The 20,045-nt window shown below is 39.7% G+C and carries 9 protein-coding genes; all 9 read left to right on the top strand.

All coding sequences use genetic code 11. The features are described 5' to 3' along the window. Positions 1–376 precede the first annotated feature (376 nt). The 9 genes from KTO63_RS17825 (at position 377) to KTO63_RS17785 (ending at position 19,063) form a co-directional block, all read left to right on the top strand. Positions 377–5,122 carry a DUF5977 domain-containing protein gene (locus tag KTO63_RS17825; RefSeq protein WP_217792872.1) on the top strand — a complete coding sequence of 1,582 codons (4,746 nt, stop codon included), beginning with the start codon at positions 377–379 and terminating at the stop codon, positions 5,120–5,122. Positions 5,123–5,155: 33 nt separating this feature from the next. Next, positions 5,156–5,761 (top strand): thioredoxin domain-containing protein, encoded by a 606-nt coding sequence (locus KTO63_RS17820; protein WP_217792870.1) that lies wholly within the window; start codon positions 5,156–5,158, stop codon positions 5,759–5,761. A 76-nt stretch (positions 5,762–5,837) separates the two neighbouring features. Continuing rightward, positions 5,838–10,760, top strand: coding sequence for a DUF6443 domain-containing protein (locus KTO63_RS17815; RefSeq protein WP_217792868.1), 4,923 nt, complete (start codon positions 5,838–5,840; stop codon positions 10,758–10,760). A gap of 11 nt (positions 10,761–10,771) precedes the next feature. Then, entirely contained in the window at positions 10,772–11,371 is a 600-nt protein-coding gene (locus KTO63_RS17810) for a DUF4304 domain-containing protein (protein ID WP_217792867.1), read from the top strand. Positions 11,372–11,512: 141 nt separating this feature from the next. Then, positions 11,513–12,478 (top strand): DUF6263 family protein, encoded by a 966-nt coding sequence (locus KTO63_RS17805; RefSeq protein ID WP_217792866.1) that lies wholly within the window; start codon positions 11,513–11,515, stop codon positions 12,476–12,478. 54 nt (positions 12,479–12,532) lie between these two features. Further along, positions 12,533–12,811 carry a hypothetical protein gene (locus KTO63_RS17800; protein WP_217792865.1) on the top strand — a complete coding sequence of 93 codons (279 nt, stop codon included), beginning with the start codon at positions 12,533–12,535 and terminating at the stop codon, positions 12,809–12,811. Positions 12,812–12,830: 19 nt separating this feature from the next. Then, entirely contained in the window at positions 12,831–16,184 is a 3,354-nt protein-coding gene (locus KTO63_RS17795; protein ID WP_217792864.1) for a T9SS type B sorting domain-containing protein, read from the top strand. Between the two features lie 1,344 nt (positions 16,185–17,528). Next, positions 17,529–18,314, top strand: coding sequence for a hypothetical protein (locus KTO63_RS17790; RefSeq protein ID WP_217792863.1), 786 nt, complete (start codon positions 17,529–17,531; stop codon positions 18,312–18,314). Between the two features lie 269 nt (positions 18,315–18,583). Next, positions 18,584–19,063 carry a hypothetical protein gene (locus tag KTO63_RS17785; protein WP_217792862.1) on the top strand — a complete coding sequence of 160 codons (480 nt, stop codon included), beginning with the start codon at positions 18,584–18,586 and terminating at the stop codon, positions 19,061–19,063. Positions 19,064–20,045 lie beyond the last annotated feature (982 nt).

The following is a 20,045-nucleotide window of genomic DNA, read 5'->3' as shown; positions in this document are numbered from 1 at the left end:
CAAATGTAATCAAATACCTTATCAGAAAATGCTTAAAAAAAATATTCCCGAAGTCCTTTTCTTCGTTCGTTTGATAATTCAAGACATGCTGCATTTAAGTGATGAGTGTCAGTCTCCTCAACAAGACATCCAAGATGTTAATAAACATTTTCCCTTATTAAGTGATGATCATTTGATTTATAGATTGGGATGTGATCTAAATATGGGACTGTCAATTTCTTCTTTAAAAATATTATTGATCAACAGATTTTTGAGACCGCGGATCATTATACAAACTAGTAATACGGTCCAACATTGTCGTTATTCACAGGTTTAATAGGTATAAATTTTAATCAAATATTTTTTTGTGCTTACATCTTATCTTAAATATATCTCAATGGCAAAGGTTAGAGTTTTCTGTTTTTTTCTATTGCTGTTAAGCGCTTTTGAACTTTCAGCACAGGTGAATCTTCAAACTGGTAGCGCGGTTTTTTCCTTGCCTATGTTTAGCTGGCAGGAAAGTAAAAGCCGGTTGTATAATGGGGTTACCCTTTCATACAATTCTGGAAATGGAGTGAAGGCGAATGACATCGCCTCAAATGTCGGTCAAAATTGGAGCCTGCTCGCTGGTGGTTGTATAACGAGGTTGCAAATAGGAGAACCTGATGATCAGCAGGCATATAGCGGAGGTGAAGATAAAAACCAGTATCCTGCCGGTTATATGTATGCAACTAAAAGCGCACAAACGGGTTGCCCCAGGGCCTTGACTAAATATCCCATCTACAATCCAATGAATCAATTGTATGCGCAGCATAACATCACAGCAGAAGACAGAGAGATGGACCGCTTTGCTTTCCAGTTTAATGGTAAGGCGGGGATGTTCGTATTAGATGTAAAAGCGAAGCAAGGTCAGACGGTGTGTGCTGCATTGGGTGATACCAAAATGAAAATCACTTTTACAGTAGATAATAATTTGAAAAATACTGAGCATACAAGAACAACGATTACTTCATTTACCATTCAAGATGTGGATGGACTTATTTATAAATTTTCACAGCATGCATTGACCAAAGTGCTAAAGACGGAGTATTGCGATGCTAATCTGATACAGGCTCTGTCCCAGCCTACGTTCAAAGGAGGCAATGTATATTACCAGGGTAGCTTCGACAATGTAACGACGAACCCGTATATTATTGACGGGTGGTATCTCACTGAAATAAAAGATCCACTAACATCGCGCACCATTACGTTTAATTATGTGGTTCGTACACTAGATAACACGGGAGGTGCAGATATTACTTATAATAAAGACAAGGATTATTCGATAATAACTTTCAAGAGATCAATTACCACATTACCGGAGCTAAGTTCAATTGTGTTCCCGGACTCGCACACCTTAACCTTTAACTATGGTGCCGAAAGGGCCGATTTAAAAGGTGATTACATCTTGTCATCGGTTGATATTAAGTATGGCTCAAGGAGCCTGTCACAATACAAATTAAATACAACCTATTTTATTTTAAACAGATACGGTCAACCGGTATCTGACTATCAAAAGGGCGCTGCTCGTTTGTGCCTGAAGTCTGTAAAAAAAATAGGTGTAGATTTAAAGGATGATTCCCCGCCCTATAATTTTGACTATTATACGGGATCTTCCGGTACGGATGAAATGGTACCCCCTCCATTCAGTTATGTCAAGGATATTTGGGGCTATTATAACGGCAGCAGTAGTATTGCATCTGATAATACGACTCCAATACCATTAACCGGGAAAATAACACAGCTTACCAATAGCCAACTTAAGGGATTGGTTTTTTTACGCGACAACAACGGCTCTACCATTTCTTTAAATCCGAAATCCGGATTTGCGCAATTCGGGTTGTTGCGACAAATCATTTATCCAACCGGCGGAACCTTATCCTACCAATATTTACAGAATGTCGGTTCATTAGGATCAGGTGATGTTACAATTGGTGGAGTGCATGTATCTCAAACGAGTTCAACAGATGGGGGCTACTCGAATGGCTGCGGTAACCCCATTGTAACCAACTATAGTTATGTGAACAGTGATGGAACCTCGTCTTCGCTGTGGGGCCTTGAAATGCCGGTCAATTCGATGGGAATGGGCAGCCATTGGGAACCTGAGTCGAGGGGATGGCATATGGGCTTGCAGTGTTTAACAGGCTGTTGCTATTGGGAATATCAATATCCTGGTATATTATCGCGAAGCGGCGCAATAAGCCTAACCGGGTTTCAGGAATTTATGAATACCATGGCACCGGTGTTGGGAATACTTAGTGTGATATCAACAGTTGTAGATATTGTCAATATATGCCTGGACCAAGGACCACTCGCCATTATAGCCATTGTGCTAGACGTAATCGCTGGTGTTTTGCAGTATATATTCACCTGTAGAAGTAATGCAAAAGACGATTTCTCGACTGTGTTTTATAATTCGGATTTGAACTCCGTAAGTCCTTTGCCCGCACAGTTTAAAAGGGTCGTGGTCACAGAAGGAGGGGGAACCTCTGGAAAAACGGTCAGTGAATTTACCAGCTCCGATGACCATAACATCTGGTATCCAACCAATCCTTTGTTTACACCTAAGCAACGGTTTGGACCATGGGCCTATGGATTGTTAAAGAAAAACACGGTGTATGACAAAGATGGTAAGAAGGTTAAAGAAATAGAAAACCTCTATAATTTTAATAATGCGCAAAAGTTTGTTGACCAGGATGTAAAGCTGGCTTGGCCATACCCTGGTACTGAAAATAACGATCCTTTGATGAGTGATTTAATAGGCTGTAAATGTCTAGTAAAACAAACCACTTCTCAAAGGAGCGATGACTGGACGACTCCTGCAAAATATAACAATGATGTATATTCTACCACTTCAGATGCAGCAATGGGGGTTGATTTGTATAGTGCGTATACAGGAAGGGTAGAATTAGTTACGAGTTACGAAAGATCTTATAAGTCGGGCGATGATCAGACCTACGCCCAAACCGAAACTGACTATGCATATAATGATGGTGGCGAAACCTCAGGACTGCCGGCAAGCAATTATGAAGTAAATCAAATACTGGTTAAGAAAAGCAATGGAGACATTAGTCTTAAAAATATTACATACAACTGTAATTATAGTTCAGCTCCCTTGTCAACACTTTCCAGCAATAATATTTTTTCGGTTCCTGTCTCGACAACCGAACGTGTGCAAAAAGCTTCCGGTACATGGGAAAATGTGGGCAACGCAATTTCAGAATATATACAAACTTCTTCAGGAAACATTAAACCCTATCGGCTTTTGCAACAAAGGTTTACGGATCCTTCAGTTAATATTACTTATTATGGTGGCCCAGGCAGTAATATTAGTGCGTATGCCATTACCCAGGTTAATACTTATGGTGCAACAGATAATTTGATTGGAGTGCAGGATGAAGGCAATAGGACTGTCACTAACATATATGGTTATGCTGATAAATATGTGGTTGCATCTGTTATAAACGCTGATGCTATAGCGGACAAATGTGCCTATAGCAGTTTTGAAACATCTGGAGATTTTGGCATCTGGAGTTTGCAAGGTACCCCGGTGTATAGTAATGTCAAATATGTTACCGGTAATTCTGCATTAAGCCTTTCAAGTGGACAACAGCTTTCTTCCTTTATTAATACATCAAAGAAATATATTCTTTCAATGTGGGCGACGGCACCTTTAACCATAGCCAGCAACAATGCCACGCTGACAAAGTCAGGGCCCATTATTAATGGCTTGACATACTATGAATATCTGGTGCTACCTACAACGAATGCTGTAACGATGTACGGCACTGCGATTATTGACGAATTGCGTTTATACCCCCAGAATGCCCGTATGCGCACAGTGACCTATGATCCGGTTATCGGAAAGACTTCAGATTGTGATGAAAACAACCGGATAACCTACTATGAATATGATAATCTCGGACGTATGCGCTTGGAAAAGGACGAGAACGGCAATATCATAAAAATGCACGAGTACAATAACGTTTCTGTTACTAAGCAAAATGGCTGTCCTGGCATGTATTATAATAAGGCAATTGCCGAAACATTTGTTAAGTCTAATTGCACTACAGGCTATGCAGGAAAGAGTATCTCCTATACCATACCCGCAAATAAATATTCATCGCCTCTGGGACAATGGTATGCAGACATGCTGGCACAGCAAGAATTGTTGGTTTATGGCCAGGTAAATGCAGATAATACAAGTTCCGCGAATGGATGCGCGATAATTTGGTATAATGATCCCAAATCCCAAACCTTCACCACGAATGATGGGGCATGCAGTATAGGCTATAGAGGTGGGTCTGTGACATATTCAGTACCTGCCAATAAATACTCCTCGCTTGTAAGTAAAGAGGTTGCCAATCAGATGGCATTAGATGAAATTGCTGCTAACGGACAGGTAAATGCAAATGATTCAGCACATAAGGTATGTACGCCTAACACCACTGCGGAATGGGTCTGGAAGGATGGCGAGTCTGCCTATTGCTTTACAGTGAATGGGCAGCTACCCGCCCACCGGTTCGGATGGGCGAGGGACATCAATCCTAATAGCTCCACTTATAATCAAAGACAATGGTTGGATATGGGTGTACAGGATGAATGTCCGTCTAACACCTATTTCAGCATTGGCATCAATGATGACTATTATTCACAAAACTGTGGCGGCAATGTCGCATTGCCTTATTATGTTTCTATACTACCAGGGCAGTTTTCATCTACTATATCACAAGCAGATGCGAACAACCAAGTAATAGCTTATGCACAATCACAAGCAAACCAATATGGCGGATGTACAACACCTAGTCCTATTCAAATCTATTACAACTATTCTGGTTCCAATTATTATACAGTTGAGTTGCATAATACGACTACCAACGACTACTATTATTTTGATATACAATACCCTGGTTCCAACGTAAGTATGGGTTATGTTCTACCGGGTACTTATGACGTCCATTTTTCGGGTTCTTTCTATGATCCCAGCACATTTGATCATTTATACATAGCCGGTACTTCCAGTACCTGGGGTGGTTCTGAAGCGTATTTGTATGGTGTCACCATTGATGATTCCGGGTACGACAACGTGTTGGAGATTCATTAATCTTTTAAATAGTAATTTTTTACATCATTTGTTATGAGATACATTTTTTCTTTAGTTCTATTCTCGCTGTTGTTCTCCTTTAATATTCAGAAAGCCAGAAGTATTTATAGTCTTTCGATTAAGGATATGGATGATAAAAAAATAAGCATAAGTGCATTTCACGGAAAGAAGATTCTCTTTGTAGTGGTGCCAGTTTCTTCCCAGGACAGCTTGCTGGACATTAAGTCGCTAAAAGGATTGCTGTCAAAGTATGATACTTCTTTGGTTGCTATCGGCATACCGGCTGTGGAGTTTGGCTGTCAGAAATCTATGGATCGCGAGATAAAAGCACTTTACCAAAAAATGCCGGCCAACTTTATCCTTGCTGGAGGAATGAAAGTCACAAAAAAATCCGCCGAACAACAGGATTCGCTTTTTCAGTGGCTAACGAGGAGAGAAAACAACTTTCACTTTGACCAGGATGTACTTGCTCCAGGGCAGAAGTTTTTTGTCGATGAACAAGGTACTCTTTATGGCGTACTTGGATACCATGTGTCGTTTTCAAATGCTGTGATGGACCGAATATTATCCAAGCCGTCGAAAAATAAAAATGTGGCTGATCCTGCGAATTCATCGAACAATAAAAAGCCAGGCGTTTGACGCGATAATCCAATAAAAACGAGGATTCGAAATTCACCTTTGACGTTATCCAATTAAAAATAAAACAATCAGGCATATGAAGCATGCTTTTAAAATATACAGTTGGTTAGTCTTAATCTTTTTGTTAGGATCAATTGCTAAAGTAAATGCACAGCTTTTTAATCCTGATCATACCATCGGAACTGTCAGTGGTGTCTACTCGTTTTCCTACAATCAGGTTCCCGACGACCTTGTGGAAGTTATTCCTGCTGTGACGACAAATCTTTTGGGCCTGACAGTATATTATCAGTGGGAATCATGTGATGCCCCAACCGGTACTTTCACGCCTATTAGTGGAGCTTCAGGATCGAGCTATCATTTTACTTCGGCACTCACAAAAAATATGTGGTACAGAAGGCAGACAAGATTTGGGGCAGTATCATCAATGTATTCAAATGTTATCAAACTAACTCTTGTATCGCAAAACTGGGAAGATGTCAATTACATTCGGGAGCATGTCGTGACAATATCGGGACAAACAGACTGGAAACAAGTTGATCAACTTCCCATTGGCAATAAGTTTCAAACCACCACTTACCTCGATGGTCTCGGCAGACCAGTTCAACAGGTGGGTAGGGAAGTGGCTACGCCGGCACAAGGAAGCAATACTTGGGGCGATGTGGTTAAATTTTCGCAGTACGATGCGATGGGACGAGAGGCAAAGAAATATTTGTCATACACAACTACTAGTGAAATTGGAAAATATAAAACCGCAACAGCCACTGAACATCCCCAATATTACACGAATGTCTTTAATGAAACATCCGCCTTTTCTTCCTTAACCTTTGACAATAGCCCGCTCAATCGGTTGGTTAATGCTAAACAGCCGGGTTCGTCATGGGCTGCAGGAGCAGGCACCAGTATAACTTATGAGGTAAATAGTCCAACTGACGTTGTTCGCATCCTTTCTGCAGATTTTGTAAAAGGCGATGCACCACTCGTAGTAGGCATCTATAATCCTGGTACTTTACTCAAAGTCACGTATACAGATGAAAATGGAAAGAAAATTGTTGAATTCACCGATAACGCTGGAAGGTCGATTCTAAAGAAAGTACAATTGGATGATGCGCCCGGTGCTACTTACAGCGGTTGGATTTGTACTTATAGTGTATATGACGATTTTGGCCGTTTACGTTTCACTTTACAGCCAGAAGCGGTAAAATATCTTGATGCGAACAGTTGGTCATTTGCAGGTACTAATGGTACGAACGTGCTTAATGAATGGTGCTTTCAATACTTCTATGATGAGCGTGGCAGGATGACCTGGAAAAAGACGCCAGGCGCTGACCCATTGTATATTATGTATGACAATCGTAACAGGCAAGTCTTTACGCAGGACGGCAACCAGCGCCTCAATAACCAATGGATGGTTACTTTGTATGACGACCTGGATAGGCCGCTTGCCACAGCGCTTTACAACACCACGAAAACTCCCAATGCATTGCAGACTGACATCAACAATGCACCAACCACTTTTGCCATCAATGTTACAATGGGTGCAGCTTCGGTATCGTCTAAGGTTACATCACTTAATCCAATTAGCACTGCTAATCTGAATGATCCCTTGACCATAACCATGCTGAAGTTTTCATACTATGATGACTACAGTTTTAATACAGCTAAAGGCTTTAACACTGGCTTTACCAATACAAGCGCATACGGCGCTGACGTGAATGTGTTGCCCATTGTGCAAGATATGCGTACGCTCAATATGACAACGGGCACTACGACCCGTGTACTCGGAACCACAATCTTTCTGAATGCGACCGACTATTATGATAAGGATGGAAGCCCTTTACAATCGCAGGAGGATAATATAAAAGGCGGCAACGATATCACGACTAGGCAATATCATTGGGACGGACGCGTGTTAAGTACCTGTAATACCCATACGGCGCCGGGAACGGCCTATAGTAATTTTATTACCCTAAGCAAATACAATTTTGATAAGATTGGTCGTGTTACTTCTTTACAAAAGAAGTATGGCAGCAATGATTTTAAAACGGTAGTATCATATGACTATGATGATCTAGGACGTCTTAAAACCAAGCATCTTGATCCGGGCTATAACAACTTGACAACGGGCAATGCTGAATTGGAAGCACTTAACTATAGCTATAATATTCATGGACAGATCACAGGAATCAATAAAGATTTTGCGCTAAAAACTGTCACCTATAATAAATGGAGCCACTACTTTGGAATGTACCTGGGTTTTGACAATAAAGATGGAGTATTTGCCAATAATCAATTAAATGGCCAGGTCACTGGGCAACTATGGAACACCATGGGTGATGACGTGCAGCGTAGATATGATTACCTGTATGATAATGCCGGAAGATTAACAAGTGCAACTTTTAATGAGCAGGCACATCCGGGTGATGGCTGGAGCAATGCCAAAATGGATTTCAGCGTGAACGGCACAGGTGGCAAAATAACCTATGACTTAAATGGCAACTTGCTTACTATGTTGCAAAAAGGGGTGGTGCCAGGACAAAATACCCCACTAATCGTTGATGACTTGCATTATAGTTACGCAGCAATTGGCAATAAGTTGCAGAGTGTAACGGATAATATGATTTCACCTAGCCAAAACGGTATGAGTGGCGATTTTAAAGATGGAGCAAACAGTTCAACTACGCCGGACTATGTGTATGATGCCAACGGTAATTTGATTGTGGATCTTAACAAAAATGTACAAAACCTCAATAATGGCGGCGCCAATACCCCAGGTATCAGTTACAATTTTCTGGACAAACCCGAACTGATAAAAATCGGAGGTAAAGGCACCATTCAAATCGTATATGATGCCGATGGTCGTAAACTTAAACGGACATTTACACCCGAAAGCGGCGATGCTGTCACCACAACTTATATCGATGCCTTTGTGTACAAAGCTACCGGCACAGGTTCGGATGTACTTGATTGCATCAACTTTGAAGAAGGTAGGATTCGTCCAATTACTCCCGTAAATACAGGTGACGCGAGCAACGGACTTCTAATAAGCGGCAATATGACACTGCCGGATAGCAAACAAGGAGCTTATGACTATTTCGTACTGGATTATCAGCAAAATGTGCGCATGATTCTTACCGAAGAAACGCAGAGTGCTGCAAATACATGTACAATGGAGACGGCAACTGCGACCAGCGAGGAGTCTCTCTTTGGGCAGTTAGGCCCTGCCAATGAGGTGAGCACGACACGTGTTGCTAAACCTATTGGTTGGAACAATTCTAGCGATGGCTCTTCGGTGAGCGAGCTTGGAAATATCGCGGGACATAATATTGGGCCGAATGTTTTACAAAAGGTTATGGCAGGTGATCGGATAAGCGCTTCTGCGCAGTATTGGTTTCAATCGGGAGCACCGGGTAATAACTCGAATATTGTAACAAATGTGTTGAGCAGCCTTATCGCTTCCCTGGCTAGTGGCCCTGTAAGTAGTGCTGTAAAAGCAGGAGCTACCAGTATATCTTCACAACTCGGCTCATTACCCGCATTTGCCAATGACGTACAGCCAAGTACCAGTAACCCGAGCGCCCCCCAGGCATACCTAACTATTTTATTTTTTGACGAACGATTTAATCTTATACCAGCAGCAGACGGTGGAGTACAGCAAGCGCAGGTATCAAGCTCTGTGAGTGATCAAGGATCGTCTCTGGGGCCTCTGCCTGTTACAGCACCGAAAAACGGTTATGTATACGTGTATTTGAGTAACCGTAGTGACCAAAGCGTGTACTTCGATAATTTTAAGGTACAAACCAGTGCTGGCAACATTGTTGAAGAGAATCATTATTATGCCTTTGGTTTAAAAATAGCAGCCCTTAGTAGCCATAAGCTGCCAAACTCAAACGAAGGCACTATTAAAAATAATTACTTATATCAAGGAGCCTATTCAGAACTGGATGAAGATATTCAATGGCAGGATTTTGCTTTGCGAAACTATGATGCACAAATTGGAAGGTTTGTACAACAAGATCCGTTTGACCAGTTTCCAAGTCCCTACACTGGTATGGGTAACGATCCTATAGCCTTGACAGATCCAAGCGGAGGCGTCAGCCTTCCAGGGAGCGGGATTGTTTCGGACGTTTTCCAGGGTAGCAAAACAATCGAACAAGCGGAGGTAATTGTTATTGCGATAAAGGCCGTTAAACCGGTGACAGTAACAGGAGACATTACATCAAAAGTTGCTTCATTGGCAATGGCGTCAATTAACATCGCAGCTACAGTTGTAAGGGCTCAATTAGCATCAGATGCGTTAAATAACAAACTGTCTTCGCCAGCTGTGCAATCGCAACTTAAACTTGCAATTGATTTTTATGCATATCAACACGCTCTACCGGATTTGGATAAAGCAGTTGTTACTACAATGGCTGCAAATTATTTAAAAGGCCTAAATTTGATGGCTTGGTGGTGTAGGGATGACTTTGACAAGTTGGATAGAACTGTAATAAGTGGTGGAGGTCAAATTAGCGATATTAAAAGAATAGCAATTGTTGAGGCCGGAATTAAGGATGAGCAAAGCGGCGTAGCTGGAATTTTCAGAGAAGGGGCAAATACCGCTATATTTGTTGCAACACAAGGATTGTTTCCTAAAGTCGGTGCTGGCCCTCGAATTCCTTTTAGATCAAATACACAGCAACAAATTGTTGATGTCGGAATTGCTAGGGCTGGAACTCAATCAACGGTTCAAGCAAACAGGACCGCTGGAAATTTATTTAGAGATGAGTTGGCTGATGCATTAAGGGCCGAAGGGCGCGTGGTAAGAACCGAGGTGTATAAATGGACGCCGTTTGGGAGACGTTATATGGACTTGGATGTGTGGTATAATGGAGTTAATCTGGGTGGTATAGAGACAAAGGTTGGCGGGTCTCGTTATTTTACTTTACAAAGATTAAAAGATGGATGGCTTAGATCTCAGGGTTATGAAGTAAACCTAGTACGAAAACCTGCTAATTGGTAATTTCAACGCATATGTTTAAAAATATTATTAAAGAATTAAGCCCTTTTTTGAAGCAATTTGACTTTGTTAAAAAAGGTAATGATTTTTACAAAGTTGCCGACAAAAACTATGGCATCATTAACTTTCAGAAAGGTAGAGATAGTACTGAGGACGTACTTAAATTTACTATTAATTTTGGAGTTTACTCTAATGTGTTAGGGGAATTGGTAAATGGTTTTCATAATTTGAATAAGCCGGAAATCGGCCAATGTCAGTGGGAGGCAAGAATTGGTTCGTTTATGTCGGGAAGTCCCGATTTTTGGTGGAGCGTTAATACGGCAGATAATTTGGATAAGGTTGTTTCGGATGTTAGCACTGACGTTCAAAATATTATTGTGCCGGAATTAAATAGACGGTTGTCTGACGACGGTTTAATTAACTCTTGGATTAATGATCATTACGCTGGTACTACCGAGATCGGAAAGTTTAAATATCTAACTACACTTTTAAAGGTAAAAGGCGACTTCCGTACTTTAAATCAAGTTGTGGAAGCTTTTATGCAACAAACAAAAGGAAAGCCAAACGCCATTCGAGCAGTGGAGCACTTAAAGGAAATTGGGATTAATAGTTAAGGTGAAATCAGGGGATTCCTGCGTCTCTCGAACTGCTGGCAGTGGATTTCTGCCTTAGGTATAATTGGAGCTCTGCAAAGTGTATAACCAAAATAAGCACTTGCAAAATTAAAAGTCTGAAAAAGTTGTGTATAAGAAAGTATGAATCTAATCAAATCGCTTTTAGCTGTAATAATAGGTGCTGTAGTATTTGTATTGTTATCAGGTTGCAAAATCTCTACCGGGCGCAGCGAGCATTATGAAAGTTATGATCCCTCAAAATCATATAAATTAACGTTGACACCAGAATCGGGATCAAAGTATTATTTTTTGATAAACAACGAAACGCGCATAAAGACAGAGTACGAGGATAAGAAAACTGATAACATTAACCGGACAACAAATGGCGTTTATTATAAAATAGATAAAGATAGTGTTGGCGATTATTTGTTTCATATAACCTATGACAGTGTTCATATTTACACAAAAAATAAAGACAATGAAACTGACCTGGATATGTCTAATTCCTCGTCAACAATGGATCCTGTAGAAAAGATGTTGGGTATTCTAAAGAATGCGAATGTTACCGCAACGATTTCACCAAAAGGGGAAATAAAACAAATCCATGGCTATGATGAAATGACGGGAAAGATTATGGAAAGCTTTACCAATACTGATAGAAACACGAAGGAACTGGCAATGCAAAGATGGAGGCAATTAATAGATAAAGGCCTTATTAAGAAAAACATGGAACAGTTGTTTAGTGTATTTCCCGATTCATCCATAAAAATAGGGGACCAGTGGAAACTTGCCTCACATTCAGGTAGCGATATCGGAATGAATCTAAAAAGCATCTACACCTTAAAGGCAATGAATAGTCAGTTCACGTTAATACAATCGGAAGGCAAAATGGATAGTGATACAAGTACGCTCGATGTAATGGGATTTCCGGTATTGGCAAAATTAAAGGGGTCACAGCAAAGCGAATACCAATTGGATACAAAAACAGGTATGTTGATTTCAAGCGAAGTAAAAGCGCATTTTGAAGGAACACTTGAAGTCATGGGCAAGGAAATCCCAATAGACATTTACTCTGCTGTAACAATGGAAGGCAAGAAAATGAAATAGTGTCTTAATGTTCATACAGCTTGATAATTCTGCTTATATGCAAACCAATGATGTATGTTTGGAAAAACAGGAAAAGATTCCCGTCTAATTATTGCCTGCTTTAATGAAAACGTCAAAATTAATCTTAGCTTATTTATTCAAGAAGGCTGTACCGATTGTATTCTTCTTGATTTGTATAAACTTTTTCTGGGCTTCAGACAACTTGCTTTTAGCCCAACAGCCATCCAGCAGATATATTGTCTGGAGCAAGAGCAATCGCAGGACTATTCAAATATCAAACGGGAAAATTGTAGATTCATTCGCGCAAGGAAGGCAATCTTTAGTTCAGTGTGACATTACGAGCTGCTGCAAGATGGCTCAAACAGTTACATCTTTAAAACCACAAAGCATAGTTCAATCCGGAAATCTTACGCTGGATGTGAATACAATTAATTCAACCTGCGGTCAATATAACGGAAGTATTATTGTTTCTGTATCAGGCGGGACAGCCCCATACAAATTCACAATGGATGATTTCTTTGTTCAAAACACCGGAAACTATACCAATGTAGTGGCGGGTACGCACAAGATTTCAGTCACTGATGCAAACAATGAAACAATAACAACAACTGTAACGGTGACAAATTATTTATCACCTCCAACAGTCAAAGTTGGCAGTATTAAATATATTTCAAATTGCTACGCACATGATGCAAGCATCACGCTTGAAGCGTCGGGAGGTACACCGCCTTACCAATACAGTATGGGAACGATGCCTTATCAATCCAGTAATGTATTTAGTAATTTATCTGCCGGCGATTATATTTTTTTTGTCAAAGATGCGAATGGGTGCATTGTCCAATGTGAGCCGCTTGAGCTTGACTATAACCGATGTGTAAGCGTAGGAGGATCATGGTACAACAGCGTTTGTGCCAACGAAGGAGTTGCTCGATTTGATATTTATGATCCTACTGATTTAAATTTATACACCTACTCACTAGATGACGGAATTAATTATATACCCGGCACTCATTTATTGACAAACAATTCAGTCTATTTTTATAATTTATCTTCCGGTATGCACACATTATACTTAAAAGATAAGGATGGGAAAATAATAACTTTCGCAATTACTGTTCTTCAATCCTGTCATGTTAAGATAGATTTCGTAACGGTGGATGCTGCCTGCAAGGCAAACGATGGCGTGTTAACTGTTAATGCAAGTAACGGGACCGCTCCTTACGAGTACAGTATAGACGGAATTAATTATCAAACCAGCAATGTTTTTAGTAATCTCTGGTCGGGAAATTATAATGTCAGCGTTAGGGATGCCAATGGAGTGATAACGTCATTGGTTGCAACGGTTTATGATCATTGCCCCGTTGTAACGGCGGTTAGCACAGGTGAAACCTGTGCGCTCAATGATGGTACAATAGTCGCGACTGGACAAAAAGGAACTGCACCTTACCTCTTTTCTATAGATGGAGTACACTTTCAATCAGCCAATACTTTTACAGGGTTGAATAGCGGTACTTATACCGTGATGATAAAAGATGCCAATGGGTTTACCGGTTCCACAAGTACCACAGTTAAGGGCCTTTGTTTATCCTTAACTACCACCGTACAAAATACGACCTGCGGCCTTAACAATGGCAGCATTAGTGTCAATGCAATTGGCGGCTCAGGTCTTTACCAGTATTCGCTAGATGGAATGGTATTTCAATCAGCCAATATTTTTAAGAACTTGCCTGTGGGCAGCTATAAGATAACTGTGACCGACGGTAATGGAAAAAAGGGCATAACAAGCGTTGTTGTTAGTGCAAATACACCTCCGAAGATAACTGCAGTTAATATAAAAGCTGCGTCCTGCCAACTCAATGATGGTGAACTTTCTGTTGTAACTTCAGGCGGGACCATCCCATTGACATACAGTATTGACGGCACGACTTTTAATTCATCCAGTAATTTCACTGGTTTAACCGGAAGCCGAAATTATCTCGTTACGTTAAAGGATGCGGACGGTTGTACACAGTCACAGGCAGCGTCGATTACGATCGATTGTCCTTCTGTAACAACCGCTAGTAAGAATGAAACATGTGGAAGCAAAAACGGAACTGTAGAAGTCGCTGGTTCAAATGGCACCCCTCCGTATCAATACTCGATTGATGGCAAGAACTTTCAAGCCGGCACAATTTTTTCAAACCTGTCAGCAAACACCTACACTGTTACTATAAAGGATGCTTTGAATTACGCCAATACCTCCACTGTCCAAATCAGCAATATATGTCCAACAGTAACGTTAACAGAAAAGGATGGTGTATGTAGTGCCACTGCCGGCTCAATTACTGCCGTTGGAGCAAACGGAACTCCTCCCTACCAATATTCAATCGACGGTATTAGTTATCAGTCGGGAAATGTTTTTGATAAACTTTCATCCGGAAACTATACTGTTACGGTAAGAGATGCGAATGGCCTAACTAACCCCGCTTCTATTAATGTAAACAACTACCCGAGCCCTGAAATCATGTCTGCTGCAACAGCCGCCTCGTGTATTAACAATGATGGAACAATCACCATATCGCAAACCGGAGGCTCTTTGCCTTTTCAATATAGCCTAGACGGTGTTAATTTTCAGGCAAGTGGTAAATTTATAAAATTACAGACAGGGATTTACGCAACCTCGGTAAAGGACGTAAATGGTTGCGTGTCGATGCAAAACACCACGGTGCCACTTAAAGACAATCTAACGCTTACCACAGGGAATGATCCTACTATCTGCGAGGGTAAGAACCTGACCCTTCAGCCATCTACAAACGCTACCAGCTTTCGATGGTATCCTACGCAAGGCTTAAGCAATGCATCTTCGCAAAATCCCGTTGCCTCACCAGCTGTCAGTGTTACTTATACACTAACAGCAATGCTTGGAGTTTGTACGCAAACAGGTAATATTACTGTTATTGTAAATCCGGCTCCTGTTGCACATGCCAGCAAGGACACCGCTATCTGTCTTGGGCAGAGCGTTCAATTAAATGGAAGCGGAGGCACTAGTTGTGTATGGACACCTGCTACTTTTCTCACCAATCAAAAAAAATTTGATCCATCTGTAACGCAACCAACATCCACCACTACCTATAGCCTCGTCGTGAATGATGGCAATGGATGCAGTTCTTTAAATACAGCCGAGACGGTTGTAACAGTAATACCTATCGCAAAAATATTTGCAGGTAATGATACTGCTATTGTTATTAACCAACCATTGCAATTGAATGCAATTGACGTTAACAATAGTGGCTTTACGAAATACAACTGGACACCTACTATTGGCCTAAACGACAACACTGTAAAGGATCCAGTAGCGGCGATTTCGCACAAAGTAACCTATACGGTCACAGCAAGTACTCCGAACGGTTGTATCGCCGTTGATGACATTACTGTAACCGTCTATAATGTGGTAGATATATATGTTCCCAGTGCCTTTACTCCAAATAGCGACGGCAAAAATGACCAACTGCGAGCAATTCCTATTGGCATAAAAGAGTTCAAATATTTTGCAGTGTATGACAGATGGGGAAAGCGGATTTTCTTTTCTACAAATCCTGCCGTTAGTTGGGATGGATCGATAGGCGGTGTACAGCAATCAACCGGCACTTATATATGGATGACTGAGGGTATTAGCTTCTCCGGAACAGTAATCAAGCGAAAGGGAACTGCCGTGTTGATCAGATAAGAGAATAAGGAGAATGCGATTCGTTTCTTGTTTATACTCGATGCTGCTTGAACATCCACGGGTCAATAAATACCTGAGACTCCTTGCAGGCATATAAAATGCGAATCTTTTTTATCTCTCTGATGAGCTAGCAGAAATCTAGTTTCTAATAAAGAATTGGAAGTGTTGGTTTAGTCAAGCTATTTCGGATGTATTTAAAAACCGTAGACGGTCAACTGTCACAGATAATCATTTTTTGTAACTTTAGAATAGAGATATGATCTCTTTGAACACGAGTAAATCGTAGAGTACCGGGCAAATGAATTGATGGAATATCGATCCAGACTGCAATAGAGGGTTTAGGTTACAATCCCACCCTCACCGCAGCCAAATTTTGAAAGCTCGCATTTTTGCGGGCTTTTTTATTGCCTTCTCATCAACTCAGTTTTCCGGATAATCGGAGTTTCAAGATCAAAGTTGGTTCTCAAAGTATTTTTTGCAAAATTAAAATCGAAGTCGTTTATTGCTTTCCGTTGTAGGCTCTGATGAGTTGAAAAGCCAGTGCTGTTCGAGATGTTCCGCAGGACATCTCGAACGCTAGATTAAATGGATATTAATCCTGCACAATGATCAGTCGATTAAGGGATTTTAAAATCCCTTTTTATCTTTTATTCAACATGTCCTGCGGAAAATGTCGAATAGCGTGAGCGTTTGACGGAATAAAATCTGCATTGGTGCAAATGATATCGTTGTGACAAAATATGAAGAGTAATGAAAATGCTTTATAATTATATATTTAGTTGTTTCTATGTTTTTTCAGAAAAATTGAAAAGCACTGAACCGAAAGAATCAGCATTACTATATTGTTCAATCATTAGTTTTTTTATAACTGCACCGCTAGTTTTCGGAGGTGCGGTTTATTTCTTTCACATTAAGTCTTTTGCATTTTTTGTTACGCTTGGTTTGGTGCTTTGTTATATTAGTTTTTTGGTTAACAAAAAGTTTTTGGGAGATAAGAATAATTTTGAAAAAATATTGCATAATGTCCAAAGTTTAAAATCAAGACATACAACCTATTGTATTTTCATTTCTTTATTTTTAATTGTAAGTTCGGTTGCTTTATTTTTTTTAGTGTTAAGCCTGTTTTAACTCTTATTCAATTCCAGTGCTGTTCGAGATGTTCCGCAGGACATCTCGAACGCTAGGTTAAATGGATATTAATCCTGTACAATGATCGGTCGATTGAGGGGATTTTAAAATCCGTTGTTATCTTTTATTCGCCATGTCCTGCGGAACATGTCGAATAGCGTGAGGAAAGAAATCAAGCTGTAGAGGTGATGCTATTAAATTTTTATAATCCATTCTATGGAGCAGATTACAAATAGAACAATTTTTATTGCCCTCGTCTTTTTGTTAGTGATTGTTGCCAGTTGTAAGGATAATAGAAACCTATGGTTAACAAAAACCAAAATAAATACTCAAAAAGTAGCTGAAGGCGTTATTGAAATTGACACATTAGATGTAGCTCCCGAAAAGGGAATTTATATTGTTAATGTAGTCGAATATGGCGCATTAGGAAAGTTTTCTTTAAGAAATGTGATTATAAAACAACTGAGGAATGGTCAATCGCTTGAATACTTAATAGAAAAACACTCCAATTGTTTGTTGAGAATTTCAAAAGAGTATCTCGCATTCGTTGATGAATCAGAAAATAAAGGATGGGGATGGTATTATGTAAAAGGCAATCAAATATCGAATAGCCTTCCAAAAAGTCAACAACTAATTGATAGCTTGAAACTGCTTCCGGAAAATAAAGATTTTTATATTGGTGAATCTAACGGCATATTTTTTTTTAATAAAAATGGGAGAAGAATTAAGTCTATAAATTATGGAAACTTAGTTACAAAAATTGCCTCTCTTGATTTCGAATCTCTCGACTACAAACTGTATAAATTGGTGGCAGGAGATATTGAAGCCATTTCTGCAAATGGAAATGATTTATTAAAGCAAAGTGACGGTATTTATTTTATTCCCTCACCTGGCTACAAAGTGGTCGCTAAATTTAATAAAATGAAAATTTACGGTGTAGTTGACTCTATATCTCAACTCTCAAATCCTCCTGAAAATATAGAATTCAATCTGCAAGAGTAAAGCTATTATCCGTTTGGATTGACAATGGCAGGGATAACTTCGAAAGCTGCTTTCAGAGCTGTTCGAGATGTTCCGCAGGACATCTCGAACGATATATAAATGGATATTAATCCTGTACAATGATCAGCCGATTGAGGGGATCTTAAAACCCCTTGTTATCTTTTATTCGACATGCCCTGCGGAACATGTCGAATAGGGTGAACAAAATGCCTTACACTAATGGTTCTAAACAGATTCAACTATGATTGCCAAACGAAAAAAATACCGATATGAGGAATTTAAATGGAGTTTTGATGTTTTTTCTAGTAAATCTTGTCTTGAGTTGCAAGATGCAGAAAAAAGAAAATTTGTCAGCGGCTAATTATGTAGACACATCTGTCAAATTGGAACTTGATTCTAGTTTTATAAAAAATAGAGATAAGTCGCCCATAGATTTGTTCATTGCAACGTTTGCAGATTCTATTAATGGACTAAAGAATGAACAGTTACCATTGTTTCTAAGTGATGCGGAATTTGATTTTCATCACGTCGGAATATTTTCATCATTTCACGAGCCCTTACCGTTAAGGAAGCTAATTTTTGATCAGGTTATTAATTGTAAATCTCTTTCTTTAATTATTTCAAATAATTCTGATATTTATAAAAAGAAACCCAACCCCAAAAATGATATTCAAGTTAAGTTTCAGAATTTGTCTGTTTTCGATTTGGCAGAAATGAGATTTGACGTATTAAAATGTTCGAGTAATTAGAAGGACGGATTGCCAGACCGCGACCTAGCCGGTTCATCCAGTGCTGTTCGAGATGTTCCTCAGGCCATCTCGAACGATAGATTAAATGGATATTAACATGTCGAATAGCTTGATTAAAACAATTAAGAAATGAGAAATAGAATTCTTCCATTGTGCGTCTTTTTCTGCTTGGCGGTCCAGATTTGCATTGGGCAACAAAAAAAAGATAAAACATTAAGTAAAGCAACGATAACAGACAGTGTTAACTATTGCAAAAACTTATTAAGCTATTATAGTCGATTCTGGACGGCAGATAGTATTGGTAGCAACGGGTTTAGGGAAGTTTTTGTCGAACAGTTAAAATGTAAATGTTCATTTTTGGGCACGAAGTGGGATAGTATTTCAGATTTTCTTGGACAACCAAATAAAAAAATATCGGACGAAACAGGGCTTTTGCTAGTCTACAAGCTGACAAATTATGTTGGTGAAGAGAATTTATATAATAGGCAATTGTACATAAGAATTGATAGGTATGGCGTCGTGAGTTCTTTTGATATATTTAACCCTTCCTGAAGAAACGTAATTGAATGCGGAAAAATAGTCTACGAATACAAGTTGACAAATCTCAAAGATATCATCCAGTGCTGTTAGAGATGTTCCGCAGGACATCTCTAACGATAGATTAAATGGATATTCATCCTGTACAATGATCAGTCGATTGAGGGGATTTTGAAATCCCTAGGTGTCTTTTATTCGGCATGTCCTGCGGAACATGTCGAATAGCGTGAACAAGTAGAATATTACAATGAAATATTATAATTATCTTTTTTATTGTATTCATCGGTTTGTTGTCTTTTTGGGAAATGAAGATTTTTATCCCGAAGCGACGGCCTTTGTAACAACGGCAATGCTGCCTTGGTTGAATTTTTTGACTATTATTAACGTCATAGAGATAAAGACAAGAAGTTCTATAACGAACCAATCCGTAATCATAATAGTCTAC

Source organism: Pinibacter aurantiacus (assembly GCF_019130065.1).
Taxonomy (GTDB): Bacteria; Bacteroidota; Bacteroidia; order Chitinophagales; family Chitinophagaceae; genus Pinibacter; species Pinibacter aurantiacus.
This window is presented reverse-complemented; position numbering and strand designations above follow the sequence as displayed.